Source organism: Bradyrhizobium sp., from assembly GCF_035652035.1.
Taxonomy (GTDB): Bacteria; Pseudomonadota; Alphaproteobacteria; order Rhizobiales; family Xanthobacteraceae; genus Bradyrhizobium.
In genome coordinates, this window is sequence record NZ_DASREO010000085.1 from 60277 (window position 1) to 76099 (window position 15823).

Annotated in this window: 12 protein-coding genes; 2 read left to right on the forward strand and 10 right to left on the reverse strand. The window is 63.2% G+C overall.

Translation table 11 applies throughout. From position 1 onward, the window contains the following. Positions 1–3 precede the first annotated feature (3 nt). On the forward strand, positions 4–834 hold the full coding sequence (gene fdhD, locus VFB05_RS22730; protein WP_325016420.1) for a formate dehydrogenase accessory sulfurtransferase FdhD: 831 nt from the start codon (positions 4–6) through the stop codon (positions 832–834). Continuing rightward, on the forward strand, positions 824–1057 hold the full coding sequence (locus tag VFB05_RS22735) for a formate dehydrogenase subunit delta (protein WP_325016422.1): 234 nt from the start codon (positions 824–826) through the stop codon (positions 1055–1057). Before fdhD ends, VFB05_RS22735 begins: the two co-directional genes overlap by 11 nt. Before the next feature lie 72 nt (positions 1058–1129). Here VFB05_RS22735 and VFB05_RS22740 read toward each other — a convergent pair whose 3' ends face one another. The 10 genes from VFB05_RS22740 to VFB05_RS22785 form a co-directional block, all read right to left on the reverse strand. Further along, positions 1130–4102, reverse strand: coding sequence for a bifunctional [glutamine synthetase] adenylyltransferase/[glutamine synthetase]-adenylyl-L-tyrosine phosphorylase (locus VFB05_RS22740; RefSeq protein WP_325016424.1), 2973 nt, complete (start codon positions 4100–4102; stop codon positions 1130–1132). Positions 4103–4168: 66 nt separating this feature from the next. Continuing rightward, positions 4169–5635 (reverse strand): sensor histidine kinase, encoded by a 1467-nt coding sequence (locus VFB05_RS22745; protein WP_325016426.1) that lies wholly within the window; start codon positions 5633–5635, stop codon positions 4169–4171. Next, the gene (locus VFB05_RS22750; RefSeq protein WP_325016638.1) at positions 5619–6299 is read right to left on the reverse strand and encodes a response regulator transcription factor; all 681 of its coding nucleotides are present in this window, start codon (positions 6297–6299) and stop codon (positions 5619–5621) included. The genes VFB05_RS22745 and VFB05_RS22750 overlap by 17 nt, the downstream gene beginning before the upstream one ends. Positions 6300–6576: 277 nt before the next feature. Then, positions 6577–8169 (reverse strand): Do family serine endopeptidase, encoded by a 1593-nt coding sequence (locus VFB05_RS22755; protein ID WP_325016428.1) that lies wholly within the window; start codon positions 8167–8169, stop codon positions 6577–6579. A gap of 175 nt (positions 8170–8344) precedes the next feature. Further along, complete coding sequence (locus VFB05_RS22760) at positions 8345–8833, reverse strand: cytochrome c-type biogenesis protein (RefSeq protein ID WP_325016430.1); 489 nt, start codon at positions 8831–8833, stop codon at positions 8345–8347. Between the two features lie 5 nt (positions 8834–8838). After that, positions 8839–10821, reverse strand: a complete 1983-nt coding sequence (locus tag VFB05_RS22765) for a heme lyase CcmF/NrfE family subunit (RefSeq protein WP_325016432.1) — start codon at positions 10819–10821, stop codon at positions 8839–8841. Then, the gene (gene ccmE, locus VFB05_RS22770) at positions 10818–11333 is read right to left on the reverse strand and encodes a cytochrome c maturation protein CcmE (protein WP_325016434.1); all 516 of its coding nucleotides are present in this window, start codon (positions 11331–11333) and stop codon (positions 10818–10820) included. The genes VFB05_RS22765 and ccmE overlap by 4 nt, the downstream gene beginning before the upstream one ends. Before the next feature lie 43 nt (positions 11334–11376). After that, positions 11377–12477 carry a c-type cytochrome biogenesis protein CcmI gene (ccmI, locus tag VFB05_RS22775; protein WP_325016436.1) on the reverse strand — a complete coding sequence of 367 codons (1101 nt, stop codon included), beginning with the start codon at positions 12475–12477 and terminating at the stop codon, positions 11377–11379. A 356-nt stretch (positions 12478–12833) separates the two neighbouring features. Further along, on the reverse strand, positions 12834–14228 hold the full coding sequence (locus tag VFB05_RS22780) for a hypothetical protein (RefSeq protein ID WP_325016439.1): 1395 nt from the start codon (positions 14226–14228) through the stop codon (positions 12834–12836). 148 nt (positions 14229–14376) lie between these two features. Then, positions 14377–15753: a sensor histidine kinase gene (locus VFB05_RS22785; RefSeq protein ID WP_325016441.1), complete on the reverse strand. Its 1377-nt coding sequence runs from the start codon at positions 15751–15753 to the stop codon at positions 14377–14379. Positions 15754–15823 lie beyond the last annotated feature (70 nt).

The following is a 15823-nucleotide window of genomic DNA, read 5'->3' on the forward strand; positions in this document are numbered from 1 at the left end:
CGCTTGCACGATCCGGTTCGCAGCGTCGAGCGTGTGGTGTGGCGGGATTCCCGCCTCAGCGAGGGCACGCGTGCGATCCCGGAAGAGACGGCGCTGGCGCTGACCTACAATGGCGGCACCTACGCGGTCATGATGGGGACACCGCAGAACCTTGCGGATTTCGCCATCGGCTTCAGCCTCAGCGAAGGGATTATTCAGACGCCTGAAGAAATCTCATCGCTCGAGATTGTCGACCTTGAGGACGGCATCGAATTGCGAATGTGGCTTTCGGAAGAGAAAGCCGCCCGCCTCGGCGAGCGGCGGCGCCATATCGCGGGCCCCACCGGCTGCGGGCTTTGCGGGATCGACTCCATCGCGGAAGCCGTGCGTCCAAGCGCGGTCGTCGGCAAGGGACGCTCGTTCTCCCCGCGCGAAATCATGGTTGCAATGGCCGGCATTTCGCCGCTGCAGCCGATCAACATCGAAACCCGTGCCGTTCACGCCGCAGCGTTCTGGACGCCTGCAGGCGGCATCGTCTGCTTACGCGAGGACGTCGGCCGCCACAACGCACTCGACAAGCTCGCCGGAGCCCTGGCGCAGGCCAAGGTTTCCACGAGCGAGGGCATGGTGCTCCTGACCAGCCGCGTCTCCGTCGAAATGGTGCAAAAGACGGCGGCAATCGGCGCATCGGTCATGGTCGCCGTTTCCGCGCCGACGGCGCTGGCCGTCAAAATGGCCGAGGCCGCCGGCATTACGCTCGTCGCCATCGCCCGCTCCGACGGCTTTGAAATCTTCACCCATCCCGATCGCATCGCGTCAGCGGCGATCACGCAAGGAGCGGCTCATGTCGCATAGCCATAGCAATCTGGTCTACATGGCCAATCAGATCGGCAAGTTTTTTCAGAGCCAGGGACACGACAAGGAAGTCGCGGGCGTCGCCGATCACATCAAGAAATTCTGGGATCCCCGGATGCGCAAGGCGATCTTCGCCCACCTCGATGCCGGCGGCGCAGGCCTCGATCCGAACGTGCTCGAAGCCCTCGCATCGCTGAAAGCGGCCGGCGTGAAGGCGTATTGAGACAGGCGGCAGGCACGCGAACCGGCACCACCCTCGGATCAAGTCCGACGGCATGCTTCGCTTGAAAACGCTTTAACCCCGCTCCTCGATCACCGCACGAAATACCCGACGCACCTCGGTTTGGGTCTCCTTGACCCGCGCCTGAAGCGACGAGAAATCGGGCGCATCGCCGGCACGCGCCATGATGTGCAGGAGGTCCTCGCCGGCGGTGTCCGGATTGAATCCCTCATTGACGCAGAGCCGCAGGATTTGCGTCAGGTCGTGATACAGCAGCGCCGCAGAGCGCAATGTTTCCACTGACGCCGCCGGCAATATGCCGAGCCGGGCGGCGTTGTCGAGCACATGCAGCGTGTTGACGTCGAGGATGTCGGGCTTCTCGGCCGCGTGGACGAGTTGCAGATACTGGGCGATGAAATCGATATCGACCAGGCCTCCCGCGACATACTTCAGATCCCAGAGATCGCTCTCGCCCTTTTCCAGCGCAATGGCGCGCCGCATGTCGGCCACGTCCATCGCAACGCCCGCCGTCTCGCGCGGTCGCGTCAGGACCTGGCGGATGGTTGCTTCGATCCTGTCGCGAAAAGCCGGTGAAGCCGAAATCACCCGCGCCCGGGTCAGCGCCATGTGCTCCCAGGTCCAGGCCTCCTTGTCCTGATATTCGGCGAAGGCATCGACATGTGACGCCACGGGCCCGGCCCGGCCGGATGGCCTGAGCCGCATATCGATGTCGTACAGCACGCCATAGTTCGTGCGCGTCGTGAAGGCTGAGATCAGCCGCTGCGTGAAGCGCGCAAAATATTGCGCGCCATGCAACGATTTGGCGCCGTCGGAATCCGGATGATCCGGATCGAAGTCGTAGAGCAGGATCAGGTCGAGATCGGAGGCCGCCGTCATCTCGCGGCTGCCGAGCCTACCCATCGCCAGGATCGCGGTCTCCTGTCCCCTGATCCGGCCGTATTGGGCGGCGAATTGCTCGCTCACCAAGCCGTGCACGGTATGCACGATGCCTTCGGCGACGTCGGCGAAGGCGGTGCCGGCCTGCTGCGCGGAGACGGTGCCGGACAGAATCCGCGTACCGATCAAAAACAGGCTTTCGCGGCCAAACAGCCGCAGCCGGTCGAGAAATTCTTCGTAGGAACCCGCATCCTCCAACGTCGCGGCCAGACGCGCCGACAGTTCGCTCCGGTCCGGCATGGCGCCGAAGAAACGCGGATCGATCAGACCGTCCATGATTTGCGGCTGCCGCGCCAGCATGTCGCCGAGCCTTGGTGCCGCACCGAGAATCAACGCCACCAGCGCCACGAGGTCGCGGTTTTGGCTGAGCAGCACAAACAGCCGGCCGCCGCGTTGTAGCGCCTGAAGGAAACGGTCGAAGACGACAATGGCATTGTCGGGGTCTTCGGCATTGGCAAGCCCGTCGATCAGCGACGGCAGAAATTCGACGAACGAGTTGCGTGTCGCCTCGACGCGAAATACGCGATAGTCGCCGTCCAGCCACTGCCGAACGGTCGCCGCGACCGCGACAGGCTTCTTGAAGCCAAGCGAGGCGAGATGATCGATCAGGCGCGGATCGTCAGGCCCTCCGCGATAGTCCACATCCGGCAGCTTCGCCGTTCCCGCAGGGTCGCCCTCAAACAGCTTGGCGTAATGTCCCTGCACGATCGTAAGGTGTTTGAGCAGGTCGGCTGCGAACGCCGCGCGGCTCTCATAGCCAAAAAACCGCGCAAACTGCTCGATGGCCTCGGGCTCATCCGGCAGCGCATGGGTTTGCTCGTCGGCGACCATCTGCAAGCGATGCTCGACCCGGCGGAGGAATTCGTAAGCCGCGGTGAGCTGATCGCGCGCTTCAAACGTGATCCAGTGGCTCGAGGCCAGCCGGTCGAGCGCCTCCAGCGTCGGCCGCACGCGCAGCTCCGGATGCCGCCCGCCGGTGATCAGCTGCTGGGTCTGCGCAAAGAATTCGATCTCGCGGATGCCGCCGCGCCCGATTTTGACATTGTGGCCTTCGACCGCGATATCGCTTTGCCCGCGATAGGTCTGCATCTGCCGCTTCATGTCATGCACGTCGGCGAGCGCGGCAAAATCCAGATGCTTGCGCCAGACAAAGGGCGCAAGCTCCGCCATCAGCGCTTCGCCGGCCGCAAGATCGCCCGCGCAAGGCCGCCCCTTGATCATGGCGGCGCGCTCCCAAGTGCGGCCCTCCCGCTCGTAGTAATGTAGTGCCGACGCGGTCGAGATGGCGAGCGGCGTCGAGGCCGGATCCGGACGCAGCCGCAAATCGACCCGGAAAACGTAGCCATCGCCGCTGCGTTGCTGCAACATTCGCGACACGCCCTGCGCCATACGGATAAAGAACGGTTGCGGTTCGATATCGGGCGCAAGTGAGGACGCCTCGGCGTCGTAAAAGACGATCAGGTCGATATCGCTGGAGAAATTCAGCTCTCCTGCGCCCATCTTGCCCATCGCCAGCACGATCAGACCGCATCCCTCTTCCGGGCGGTCCGGATTCGGCGGACGCATCCTTCCGCGCGTCGTCTCCTGACGCAAAAGAAAGTGCAAGGCCGACTGCACGCAAGCGATGGCAAGATCTGTCAGCACCTCGGTCACGCGCATGACAGGCCACACGCCGCCGATGTCGCAGAGTGCGACCAGAAGCGCAGCTTCGGCTTTCGCGCTGCGGAGCGTTTGCATCACGTCGGTTTCGCTTGCAGCCGCCCACACTCGCTCGTGAGTTTGTTCGAACAACTGGTTCAAGCGCTGATCGGGCTCACCTTGCAGGATCCGGAGCGCACGCGCCGCATCGGAGCGGATCAGCTCGAAAAGATAGGGTGACGCTTCCGCGAGACTTGTGAAGATCTGCCGGGCACGGGGATAGCGCGCGAACAGTGCTTCAAACTCGGCCGCATGCGCGGGCGCAATATCCGACAGCCAGTCCGAAAGCCGGCGCGCCGCTTTGTCGGGGGCCATAAGATGTGGCGCAGTAGCGAAAGCTGCGGCAAGCGAAATGGACTGCACATTCGCATCATGGAGTCCGCGAAGAGTCATGGCGAATGTCGATCCAGAAGAAGCTCAAGCCAGCATGAAATTCCGCGCGGAACGGCCAAGACCGATTCACGCTGCTTTCTGTGGCATATCGGGCGTTTGAGCCGCAAGCCTGTCGCTGGAGCCTGACAGGGCGGGAATCGCCAGTGTGGCAATAAGTCCCGGATGGGCGTCGTCGAGCCTGAGATCGCCGCCATGCAGGGTCGCGACCGCCGAGGCCAGGCTCAGCCCAAGACCGGAACCCGGCTGTGTCCGGCTCGCCTCCAGCCGGACGAATCTCTCCACCGCGTGTTTGCGGTCGGCAGGCGGAATCCCCGGCCCGCGGTCGGTGACGCTGAGCAGTACGCGGTCGCCCACACGTTTGGCCTCGATCAGGATCGTCTTGCGATCGGCTTCAGCGGTCGCGCTGAGCGGCTGCACGGCAGGATCGGGCTTACCGTACTTGATGGCGTTCTCGACCAGGTTGGCCAAAGCCTGGCTGATCAATTCTCGATTGCCGTGGATTGGCGCGGGCTCGACTTTCACCTGCAGCGTCATGCCGTCGTCCTCGGCGAGCGGCTCGTAGAGCTCGTGAATGCCGTGGGCGACGTCGGCCGCGTCGAAATCGTCCATGTTGCCGCGAGCCTGTCCGGACTCGGCGCGCGCAATCATCAGAAGCGCATTGAAGGTCCGGATCAGACCGTCAGATTCCTCGATGGTTCGCTCCAGCGCGGAGCGGTACTCCGGCTCGGTCCTGGATTTCGACAGCGCTTCCTCGGCGCGATTGCGCAGACGGGTCAGCGGCGTCTTCAAGTCGTGGGCGATGTTGTCGGAAACTTCCTTGAGCCCCGTCATCAGCGCCTCGATGCGCTCCAGCATCGCGTTCAGATTCAGCGCAAGGCGGTCGAGCTCATCGCCGCTGCGTCCAACCGGAAGACGGCCGCTCAAGTCGCCGGCCATGATGCGCTGGGTCGTGCCCGTCATGGCATCGATCCGGTGCAGCACGCGCCGCGCGACAAAAATGCCGCCGCCGAGGCCCAGCACCACGACGACCAGAAGCGACCATTGCGCGGCCTTGGCGACGATGCCGAACATCCGGCGCCGCTCCTCGAGATCGCGCCCGATCAAGAGCCTGAAGCCGCTCGAGAGTTCGGTGACCTTCACCAGCGCGTAGTGATCGGTAGAATCCTGATCGTCGAGACGACGATACGCGGTTTCGGACCATCCGATCGTGGCCATCACGCCCGGCGCGAGTGCGCCAACGTTGCCGGCAACCGGCTGCCCTGCCGGCGTGGTCACGAGATAGAGATTGGCGCCGGGACGCAGCGCCCGGTTTTCGATGGTGCGAACTAGGCCTTGCAAACCGCGCCGGGCGAAGATTTCGCTGACCTCGCCGGTTTCCGCGCTCACCGTGGCGGTGATCTGCTCGGTGACCAGATGCCGCGTGTTCCAGGCGAAAAAGGCAAGCAGAGACGCGGCGAACAGCGCGAACAGAAACAGGTAGACCAGCGTCAAGCGAAACGCCGTGGTTCGGATCAGCTTACCGAATGCCGTCACGGATCATGTATCCCGCGCCGCGAATGGTATGAAGCAGCGGCCGCTCAAAACCCTTGTCAATCTTGGAGCGTAGCCGCGAAATATGCACGTCGATGACATTGGTCTGTGGATCGAAATGATAATCCCAGACGTTCTCCAGAAGCATGGTCCGCGTCACCACCTGGCCCGCATGCTTCATCAGATATTCCAGAAGGCGGAACTCACGCGGTTGCAATGTCAGCTCTTCCTTGCCGCGCATCACGCGATGCGAGAGGCGGTCGAGCTCGAGGTCGCCAACCCGGTAGGTGGTGTCCTCCGCCGGGCCGCCGCGGCGGCGCGACAGCACTTCGATCCGGGCAAGCAGTTCCGCAAACGAATAGGGTTTGGGCAGATAGTCGTCGCCGCCGGCTCGCAAGCCCTTGATGCGGTCGTCGACCTGCCCGAGCGCCGAGAGGATCAGGACGGGGGTGCGGTTGCCCTTTTCACGCAGCGCGCCAATCAGCGACAGGCCGTCGCGCTTGGGCAGCATGCGATCGACCACGAGCACGTCGTAATCGCCGCCTTCGGCAAGCGCGAGCCCTTCCTCGCCGTCGCCAGCCAGATCAGCCACATATCCGACTTCACGAAACGCCTTGACCAGGTAGTCGGCGGATTCGCGGTCGTCTTCGATGATCAAAAGGCGCATCTGGGTGTCGGTTGCAAGCGCGGTCACGTGGAAAGTTCCATCACCATGGCGCGGCCGGGGCCCTCATGCAAGGCGATCGGACGCGCCACTCCACCAAGGTCAAAAAAAGCGGGCGGTGAAGCTGGGGGGACCTCACCGCCCTTTGACCTCCCGACGGAGGGGGGCGTTTTCCACCGGAAGGTAGTCAGGAGAGCGGGTTAACGACCCGCCCCCAAGGAAAGCGCCATCGGCGGGGGCGATTATGCCGACGGTACCCTCCATCTCGTCATTCCCTGCGTTAGCCTTTGGCGAGCGGGACCGCGACAAAGCGCGAAGATCCGCCGCTCTTGACCCGCATCAGGACGCTGTTCTTGTTGTCGTTACGCGCGGAGGTGATGGCCTCCCGCACATCTCCGACACTGGTAACGCTCTTCCCGGCGACTTCCAGAATGACGTCGCCTTCCTTGAAACCGCGCTCCGCCGCCGCGCTCTTCGGATCGACGTCGGTGACCACGACGCCCTCCTTGCCGGCGCCGGCAACGGAATTGGCCGGTGCAAGGGTCAAACCGAGCTTCGGCACATCGGTTCCACGGGTGGTGCCGCCCTTGTCGTTATTGTCGGTATCGGCCTTGGCCTCGATCGTATTCGGCAACTGGCCGAGGTTCATGCTGACCGTCTTGTCCTGGCCCTTGTGCAGGACGTTCAGTTTGACGGCTGTGCCAGGCGCGAGCCCGCCAATGGTGCGAGCGAGCTCACGGGCGTCCTTGACCGTTTCGCCATTCACGGACGTGATCACATCGCCGGATTCGATACCGGCCTTCGCCGCCGGACCGTTCGCCTGCGGTTCCGCAACCAGCGCGCCTTCCGCCTTCTTCATGCCGAGGCTCTCGGCGATATCAGGCGTGACCGGCTGAATTTGCACGCCGATCCAGCCGCGGCTCACCGAGCCCTTGTCCTTGAGCTGGGCAACCACGCTCTTCACGGTGGCTGAGGGAATCGAGAACGCGATGCCGACGCTGCCGCCGGACGGCGAATAGATCGCGGTGTTGACGCCCATCACTTCGCCTTCGGTATTGAAGGCCGGACCGCCGGAGTTGCCCTTGTTCACGGGCGCGTCGATCTGGATGAAATCGTCATACGGACCGTTGCCGATGTCGCGGCCACTCGCCGAAACGATGCCGGCCGTCACCGTGCCGCCGAGGCCGAAGGGGTTACCGACCGCAAGCACCCAGTCGCCGATCCGCGGCTTACCGTCGGACAATTTGGCGAACGGGAAATTCGAGCCGCCCTCGACCTTGATCAGCGCAAGATCGGTTCGCGCGTCGGTTCCAATCACCTTGGCGGTGTAGGTCTTGCCATCGTCGGTCGTCACCTCAACCTTGTCGGCGCCATCGACCACGTGATTGTTGGTCACGGCAAAGCCGTCAGCCGAGATGAAGAAGCCGGAACCCTGTCCGGTCACCATGCCGCGGCCGCGCGGAATGGAGCGCAGGCCGGGCGGCAGGTCCCCGCCACCAAAGCGGCGGAAGAAACGCTCCATCGGCGATCCCGGCTGGAAGGGCGAGGAGTCTTCGTCATTGTTGTTGTCGTTCTTGGAGAGTTTCTCGTTGATATTGACCTTCACCGAGATCACGGAAGGCTTCACGCGCTCGACGATGTCGGCAAAGCCGACCGGCCGTGCGACCGTCTTCACCTCGTTGTTGACCTGCGCATGCGCGCTGGTGCTGAAAATATCGACAGGACCCGACGACGAGCCGAAGCCATAGGCGGCGACGCCCAGGCCGGCGACAACCGAGGCCATCAAGGCGAATTTGCGTGCCGACAGAAGACGCGAGCGGCGCGGCGCCCGATAGGACGGAAGTGAGGAAAGATCGATGGGGCGATCGGTCATAAAAGCTTCTCCAGAGCGTCAGTGAAAGTGGTGCGGGGCGCAGGCACCCATAGGCCTGAACATGGTGATTTCAGCCTTACAACGCGCTGACGGAGGAATTAAACTTTGGTAATGAAGGCTCAAGGCTATGCGGCGGATGATCGCAGGCCAAACCACGCCGTTTTTTGCTTCCGCGCTATTTCTCGGAAACGGGTTCCGTGGCGATCAATTGATTGATCCGCGCCTCTTCGTCGGGCGTCAAATTCGATAACGCCTCATCCCGTTCCGTGCTCGTGCGGGCGCGGCGCCGGGCCTGCCTCCACAACGCAATACCGCCAACCGAGAAGGCCAGCGGCGTCAAAAACCAGAGCAGCCAGGTGTGCGAGTTGAGCCGCGGCTTGAGCAGCACGAATTCGCCATAGCGCGCCACCAGAAAATCGATCACCTGGGCGTCGGTATCGCCGGCGGCGATTCGCTCGCGGACCAGCAGCCGCAGGTCGCGCGCCAGCGGCGCCTCGGAATCGTCGATCGACTGGTTCTGGCAAACCATGCAGCGCAATTCGCGCGACAAATCCCGGGCGCGAGCCTCTTTGGCCGGGTCCGCCATGATCTCGTCGGGCAGCACGGCATAAGCCGGCGTCGCCAACGTCGCCACAATTGTCAAAGCGAGAAGAGCGCGTTTCAAGGACATCACTCCGCCGGCTGCAATTCGCGCACCGCTTTTGCAGGTTTTGGCGCCCCGACACGCAGCCGCCGATCTGACAACGACAGCGCGCCGCCGAACGCCATCAGCACCGGGCCGAACCAGATGAAAAGCACGAACGGCTTGTGATAGATGCGCACGGTAATCGATCCGTCGGTGCCGATATCGCCCAGCGAAATGTAAAGCTGGGTCGCGCCGCGCGACAGCAATGCCGCCTCCGTCGTGGTGGCGTTGCGCGTGGTGAAATTGCGTTTTGACGGCGTCATGGTGTCGATCACGCGGCCATCGACCAGCACACTGAACTTTGCCGCCATTTCGCGATAGTTCGGACCCTGTCGCGGCGTCAGGCTTTCGAGTTTGAGGCTGTAACCGGCGATGTTGGTGACATCACCGGCTCTCATCGTCCTGATGTTCTCGCTGTTCCACGACGTTTCGCAGACAATGCCGATCAGCGCGATGCCGACGCCGGCATGCGCGAACATCGTGCCCCAGGCCGAGCGCGGCAATCCGCGTGCCCGCCGTATCGTGACACCGAGCGGCAGCCGGAACATGCCGACGCGCTCAGTGATATCGATGACAGCGCCCGCGATCACAAACATCGCAAGGGCGATCGCGAGCGGCGCAAGCGTGCTTCCGCCAAACGACCAGGCCAATACAAAAGCCAGGACAATCAACGCGACAATGCCGGCCGCGATCAGCCGCTGGGCGGCGCCAAGCAGATCGCCGCGCTTCCAGGCGAGCATCGGTCCAAAGGGCAAGGCGATCAATAGCGGGACGAACAGCGGCCCGAACGTCAGATTGAAGAACGGCGCACCGACCGAAATCTTCTCGCCGGTCATCACCTCCAGCGCGAGCGGATAAAGCGTCCCGACAAACACCGTCGCGCACGCCGTCGTCAGCAGCAGATTATTCAGGACAAGCGCACCTTCCCGTGAGATCGGCGCGAACAGGCCGCCCTGCTTCAGCGAAGACGCGCGAAAGGCGTAGAGCGAGAGGCTGCCGCCAATGAAGACGCACAAGATCAGGAGGATGAAGACGCCGCGCCGCGGATCATTGGCGAACGCATGCACCGACGTGAGCACACCGGAGCGGACCAGGAAGGTGCCAAGCAGCGACAGCGAGAAGGTCAGGATCGACAGCAGGATGGTCCAGACCTTGAGCGCGTTGCGCTTCTCCATCACGACCAGCGAATGCAACAGCGCCGTGCCGGCAAGCCAGGGCATCAGCGAGGCATTCTCCACCGGATCCCAAAACCACCAACCACCCCAACCGAGCGAGTAGTAGGCCCAGTAGGACCCCATCGCGATGCCGGTGGTGAGGAATATCCAGGCGATAAGCGTCCACGGCCGCACCCAACGTGCCCATGCCGCATCGATCCGGCCTTCGATCAGCGCCGCAATCGCGAAGGAAAATGAAATCGAGAAGCCGACATAGCCGAGATAAAGCATCGGCGGATGCACGGCGAGTCCGATATCCTGCAAGACGGGATTGAGGTCCTGGCCTTCGATCGGCGGATTGGCGATCCGCAGGAACGGATTGGAGGTCGCGAGAATGAAAAGATAGAACGCGCTTGCGATCCAGGCTTGCACCGCCAGCACGTGGGCGCGAAGCGATATCGGCAGGTTGTTGCCGAAGATCGCAACCAGGCCGCCGAACAGCGCCAGGATCGAGACCCAGAGCAGCATCGAGCCTTCGTGGTTACCCCACACGCCGGTGATCTTGTAGATCAACGGTTTCATCGAATGCGAATTCTCGACCACGTTGACGACGGAAAAATCCGAAGAAACGTGCAGCGTCACCAGCGCTGCAAACGAAGCGGCGACGAACAGGAGCTGGGCGACGGCCGTCGAGCGCGCGACATTCATCAGCGAATATTCGCCCCAGCGCGCGCCCAGGATCGGCACGGTCGACTGGATCAACGCCAGCCCAAAAGCCAGAACCAGCGCGTAATGTCCGCTTTCGGCAATCACCGCATGGCTCCTTGCCCGCCTGGCGTCGCGCTCGCGGCGTTTCCATCCATCCGCGCGCCGCCTTTCGCCTTCGCTTCGTATTCGTCCTTCCAATGCCCCTGCTTCTTCAGGGCATCGGCAACATCCTTGGGCATGTAGTTCTCGTCGTGCTTGGCAAGAACCGTGTCGGCCCTGAAGACGCCGGAGCCGTCGAGCGCGCCTTCGGCGACAACGCCCTGCCCTTCGCGAAACAGGTCGGGCAAGATTCCCTGATAGGAAACCGGCAACTCGGAGCTTCCATCGCTGACTTCAAACGTCACCTTCAGATTGTCGCCGCGCACCAGCGACCCCGGCTGCACGAGGCCGCCGAGGCGAAAGCGCTTGCCCGGCTGGATATGCTTCTCCGCAACCATCTTCGGCGTCGAAAAGAACAGAATCGAATCGCGCATGGCGTTCAGCACCAGCGCGGCCGCCACCGCGAGCACGGCGAGCGAACCGCCAATAATCGTCAAACGCCGCTGCTTGCGTGTCATCGATTGCCTCTTCCGCAGCCCCGCGTCATTCCGCTCATCATACTCATCCGTCTAGCCCGAGATTCTTCAGACCTTCGTTCAACAGTTGCAGCCGTTCGGGATCCTTCGCAACCGCCTGCCGCGCATCGGACAACGCGGCCTTGGCCTTGTCGGTGTCGCCCAGCACCATATAGGCCCTCACCAGCCGCAGCCATCCTTCGACATCATCGCCATTCTGTTTCAGCCGCGCCGCAAGGCGATCGACCATGCTGTGGATCATTGCGCTGCGATCGGTGTCGCTCATATCTTTTGCCGCGGCCACGGCGTCATTCGACGGTCCGGGAACCGGCGAGCCGCCGACCCGCACCAGAGCGCCCTGAACCAGCGGACGCCAGGGCGCGTTCGCCGGCGCCTTCTCCAGCATGGCGCGCCAGATCGAAGCTGCGTCGGCCGTGCGGCCGTCTTGCTCTGCGGCCAACCCCAGGAAGTACCTTGCCTTCACCTCCTCGGCGTCGAGCGCCACCGCGCGCTCGAACTCGGCCTTGGCCTCGGCCGTGACCACCCCGCCCGCGGCTGCGGTCAACGCCTCGCCAAGATCGGCCCGTCGCGCGGCGTTCTCGCCGTTATAGGTGATCGAATTGCGGAAGGCGCGGACGGCATCGTCCAGACGTCCGAGCCGGCCGTACACCGGCGCGATCACACTCCAGCCTCGCCCGTCAGCGGGGTTTTTCTCCAGATGCTGCTCGACCTGGGCGATGAGATTTTCGAGCGATTGCGTTCCAGCGGGCGCGCGGCTGCGCTGGGCCAGCGGAAAATCGGGCAGACCGGGCGAACCAAGCGCGCCATAGAGCCCAATCGCAACGATGGGCAGCCCGACGAGAGCCACAACGGCAGCGAGCCGGCGCAAGGCGACATTCGTTCCCGACGGAGCCCGCTGATTGTCGGCCGCTGCCAGCAACCGGCGGCTGATCTCGACGCGCGCTGCTTGGGCTTCCGGCGGGTTGATGAGCCCCGTCGAAACGTCGCGCTCGATTTCGCTGAGCTGATCCCTGTAGACGGCCGCCTCGCTGCCATCCGCCTGCTTGCGATTGCGACGGCCGAGCGGCCAGAGCACGGCAAAGATCGCCGCGGCCGTCATCAGCGCGAACACAAACCACAGCGTCATCTAGTGTCCCGGTTCTGACATTCGTATCCTGTCGCAGCGCCCACTTTTACGAATGTCAGAACCAAAGGGCACTAGCGACCATGCGATTTCAGTGTGGCTTTGGTTCAGAAGTGCGCATGACCGGCCCTCGGGACGAACGATGCGGACTTCTGAACCGCCGCACTGGCGGGTTCCGAAGCGGCGCAACTCAAAACAGCGCCTTGCCGTCGCTTTACACCACAGCCGCAAAGGGCCGGCAATTGACAATTATCAATTTGAAGCAAAAGGCCTAAAATATTGAGATAGCTCACGAAAAACTGATTTTCAAAGCAGGGAATTTTGCCCCTTCCGCAAACAGCGCAGGGCGGGCTTGCGGTCTATCCCGCACGCTGCGATTTGCGTTCGCCCGTTACGGCGTTTTCGGCAGAGCGGCTCATCAGCGCTGCATAGTCGGCGCCGAACAACACATCGCAAAAGCGGATGGCGGCTGCCACCTGTGTCTGACGATAGGCGCGCCCCTTGCCGTCGCTGCCGCGCAGCGACTGCACCAGGGCTTCGGTCGACTGTTCGACATAGTGCTGAAGATCAGAATAGGTTCGCATCGTCACTTCGTTGATGGCGAGTTCACTCGCATAGGTCCGGCAGACCGCGACGAATTCGATCAAGGCGGTGGTTTCGTCCACGTCGCCCGGGTTGATCGCAGCGCCCGCACCGATGTCCTTGTCGGTGCGCTGGCGCAAGATGCGTCTCACCCGGCCTGGAACGCTGTCGATTTCCGATTGCAACGCACTGGAGATGTCGGCGCGGATTGCCGCGAGCTGCCTGCCCCAGGTTGAATCGTTGCGCAGATCGAGTTCGGTCCTGAGGCCGCGCACGCCATCGTGGAGGGTTTTCAGGTGCTCGGCGACTTCACCGAAACGGCCGCGCCTGATGTCGATCCGCAGCGTCGCTGCCAGACACGACAGGTCATACAGGGCGATGGTGACGGCTGTGCCAAATGGCGTCGAGGCCACACGCATCTCGTCATCGGAAGCCGCCATACGGATGGCAAGGCGAATGATCTGCCATGGCGCAGCCAACCTCTGGATCACCAGCGACAGCGCGAACGGCAGCAACTGCGGGGTCTGCAAGGACGGCACATTCATCGCAGCGATCGCCGCTTCGATTTGCGCGTCGTTGAACACCCGCATGTAGCTCGGAAGCCGGTTGCCGAACGCGTCGATGGCTTCGCGCGCGTGCAACAGACGGGCAATCGACGGCAGATCTTCGATCACATCCGTCGGGCCGATACGAGCGAGCGCGCGGCGATCGGACGTCCCCGGCGCCGTCATCGTCAGCAGCGTCTCGGCCGCGGCGTGTTGAAGCTTCCGCGTGGCGGCTTCGATCTCCGGCGTCGTGCCGCTTTCCGGGCCGCGGGCGAGCGCGGCCTCGAATTCCCCTGCGAGCGCCGGCGTCGCCTCGCGCGCCAGCCATTGCCATACCGGCAACAGCGAGGAGCGGCGAATTTGCCCCGGCCGTGGTGCTGCGTTGCCTTCGATCAGAAACGGCTCAAGCGGATGAAACAGGATCCGGGCCGGATTGTCGGTGCGCGGCCGCGCATCGTCCGTGTTGCCGCGCACGATCTTGCGCAACTGCTCGAGCACGAGATTGGCAACCGCAGCGTCCTCGCCGCGCTCAATGGCGCGTTCGAATTCCCGCATCAAAAGCGCCTGCGACCCCGGCGGAAGCCTGGCCAGATAGTCTCTCAGCCGTTCGGTTGACGTCTGGCTCATGCGCCCGGGGTGCAAGCTTGTGCCGCGGCAAAAATACGTCCGCACGGCATAGTAGAAGCCACCGCGTTAAGAAGTCGTTTAGGATGACCAAGCGCCCAGGAGGCTTCCGGCCCTCAAATCTATCACAGGTTGCAGGTATCGAGCAGATTCAGGCCGCCGGCAGCAGGAGTTCTGCCCGTAATCCTCCGATCGGGGCGCGGCCGAGGGTCAGGCTGCCGCCGTAGAGGGCAGCGAGATCGACCACGATCGACAGGCCAAGGCCCGAGCCGGGCTTGGATTCGTCAAGCCTCTGTCCCCTGCGGGACACCTGGGCCCGCTCCTGTTCCGAAAGACCCCGCCCGTCGTCATCGACGACGATCTGCAGCATCGACGTTGCGCCTGGCTCGGCGGGCTCTTCGACGAGCGCCTCGATAAAGACCCGCGAGGAGGCCCATTTGCAGGCATTGTCGACGAGATTGCCGACCATCTCCTCGAGGTCCTGGCGTTCGCCGCGAAACTTTGCGTTTGGGGCGGCGGAAACCTCGATGGCGACGCCGCGGTCGCGATGGATCTTTTCCATGGTCCGGCGCAAGGCGTCGACCACCGGGCCTACTTCCGTGATGGTGCCGACGATCGTCAGCCGCGCCGCAATCCGCGCGCGCTCCAGATGGTGGGCGACCTGATCACGCATCACGTCCGCCTGCTCGAGAACCTTTGCGGCAAACAGATCGGACGAATGGGACGTCGCCTCGTTGACGATCACCGACAGCGGCGTCTTGATCGCATGCGCCAGGTTGCCGACGTGGGTGCGGGCGCGTTCGACGATTTCGCGGTTGGCATCGATCAGCGCGTTGGTCTCTCGCGCAAGCGGCGCGATCTCAACTGGAAATTCACCTTCCAGCCTCTCCGCGCGGCCGGATCTGATGTCGGCGATCGCATCCGAGATGCGCTTGAGCGGAGCGAGGCCAAAACGGACCTGGAAGATCGTGGTCAGCACCAGCACGATCGACAGCGCGACGAACGTGCCGCCGAGATAGTAATCGAAATTGCGGGTCTCATCGAAAATTTCCGATGCATCGCCAGCGACATCGACAAGAAACTTGCCGTCGGCGCCGAGATCGACCGGCCGCTCGACCATTCGCAGCGTCTGCCCCTCCGGCCCCTCGACATAGCCCTGGCGAATACCGGCGGCGCTCAGTTCGGCGCCGTGGTCCTCAAGCTTCGGCAGTTTCTTGTCCCACAGCGAACGCGATGCGCGCACCTCTTCCTTTTCGGCGTCGGTACGGGTGATCTGCCAGTACCAGCCCGACAGCGGCAATTCGAACAGCGGCTCGCCGAGCGACTGGAATTGATGATCGGGCGGCTCGTCGGGCGTCGCCACCTCGGCCACCAGCGTTCGCAGATACAGATTGAGACGGCGGTCGAAGGCGCGCTCGGTGGCATCGCGGTAGACGGAGGACAGGATCACGCCGGTGATCAGGAGAATGACCACCACCCAGGCGGTCGCCGACAGAAACAGCCGGGTCGCAAGCGAACTGCGGCGCATCAGGGCGTCATCCCGAACGGTCGTGCGCAGAGCATCCACATGGCGAGCTACCAGACGTCAAGAAAAGAAG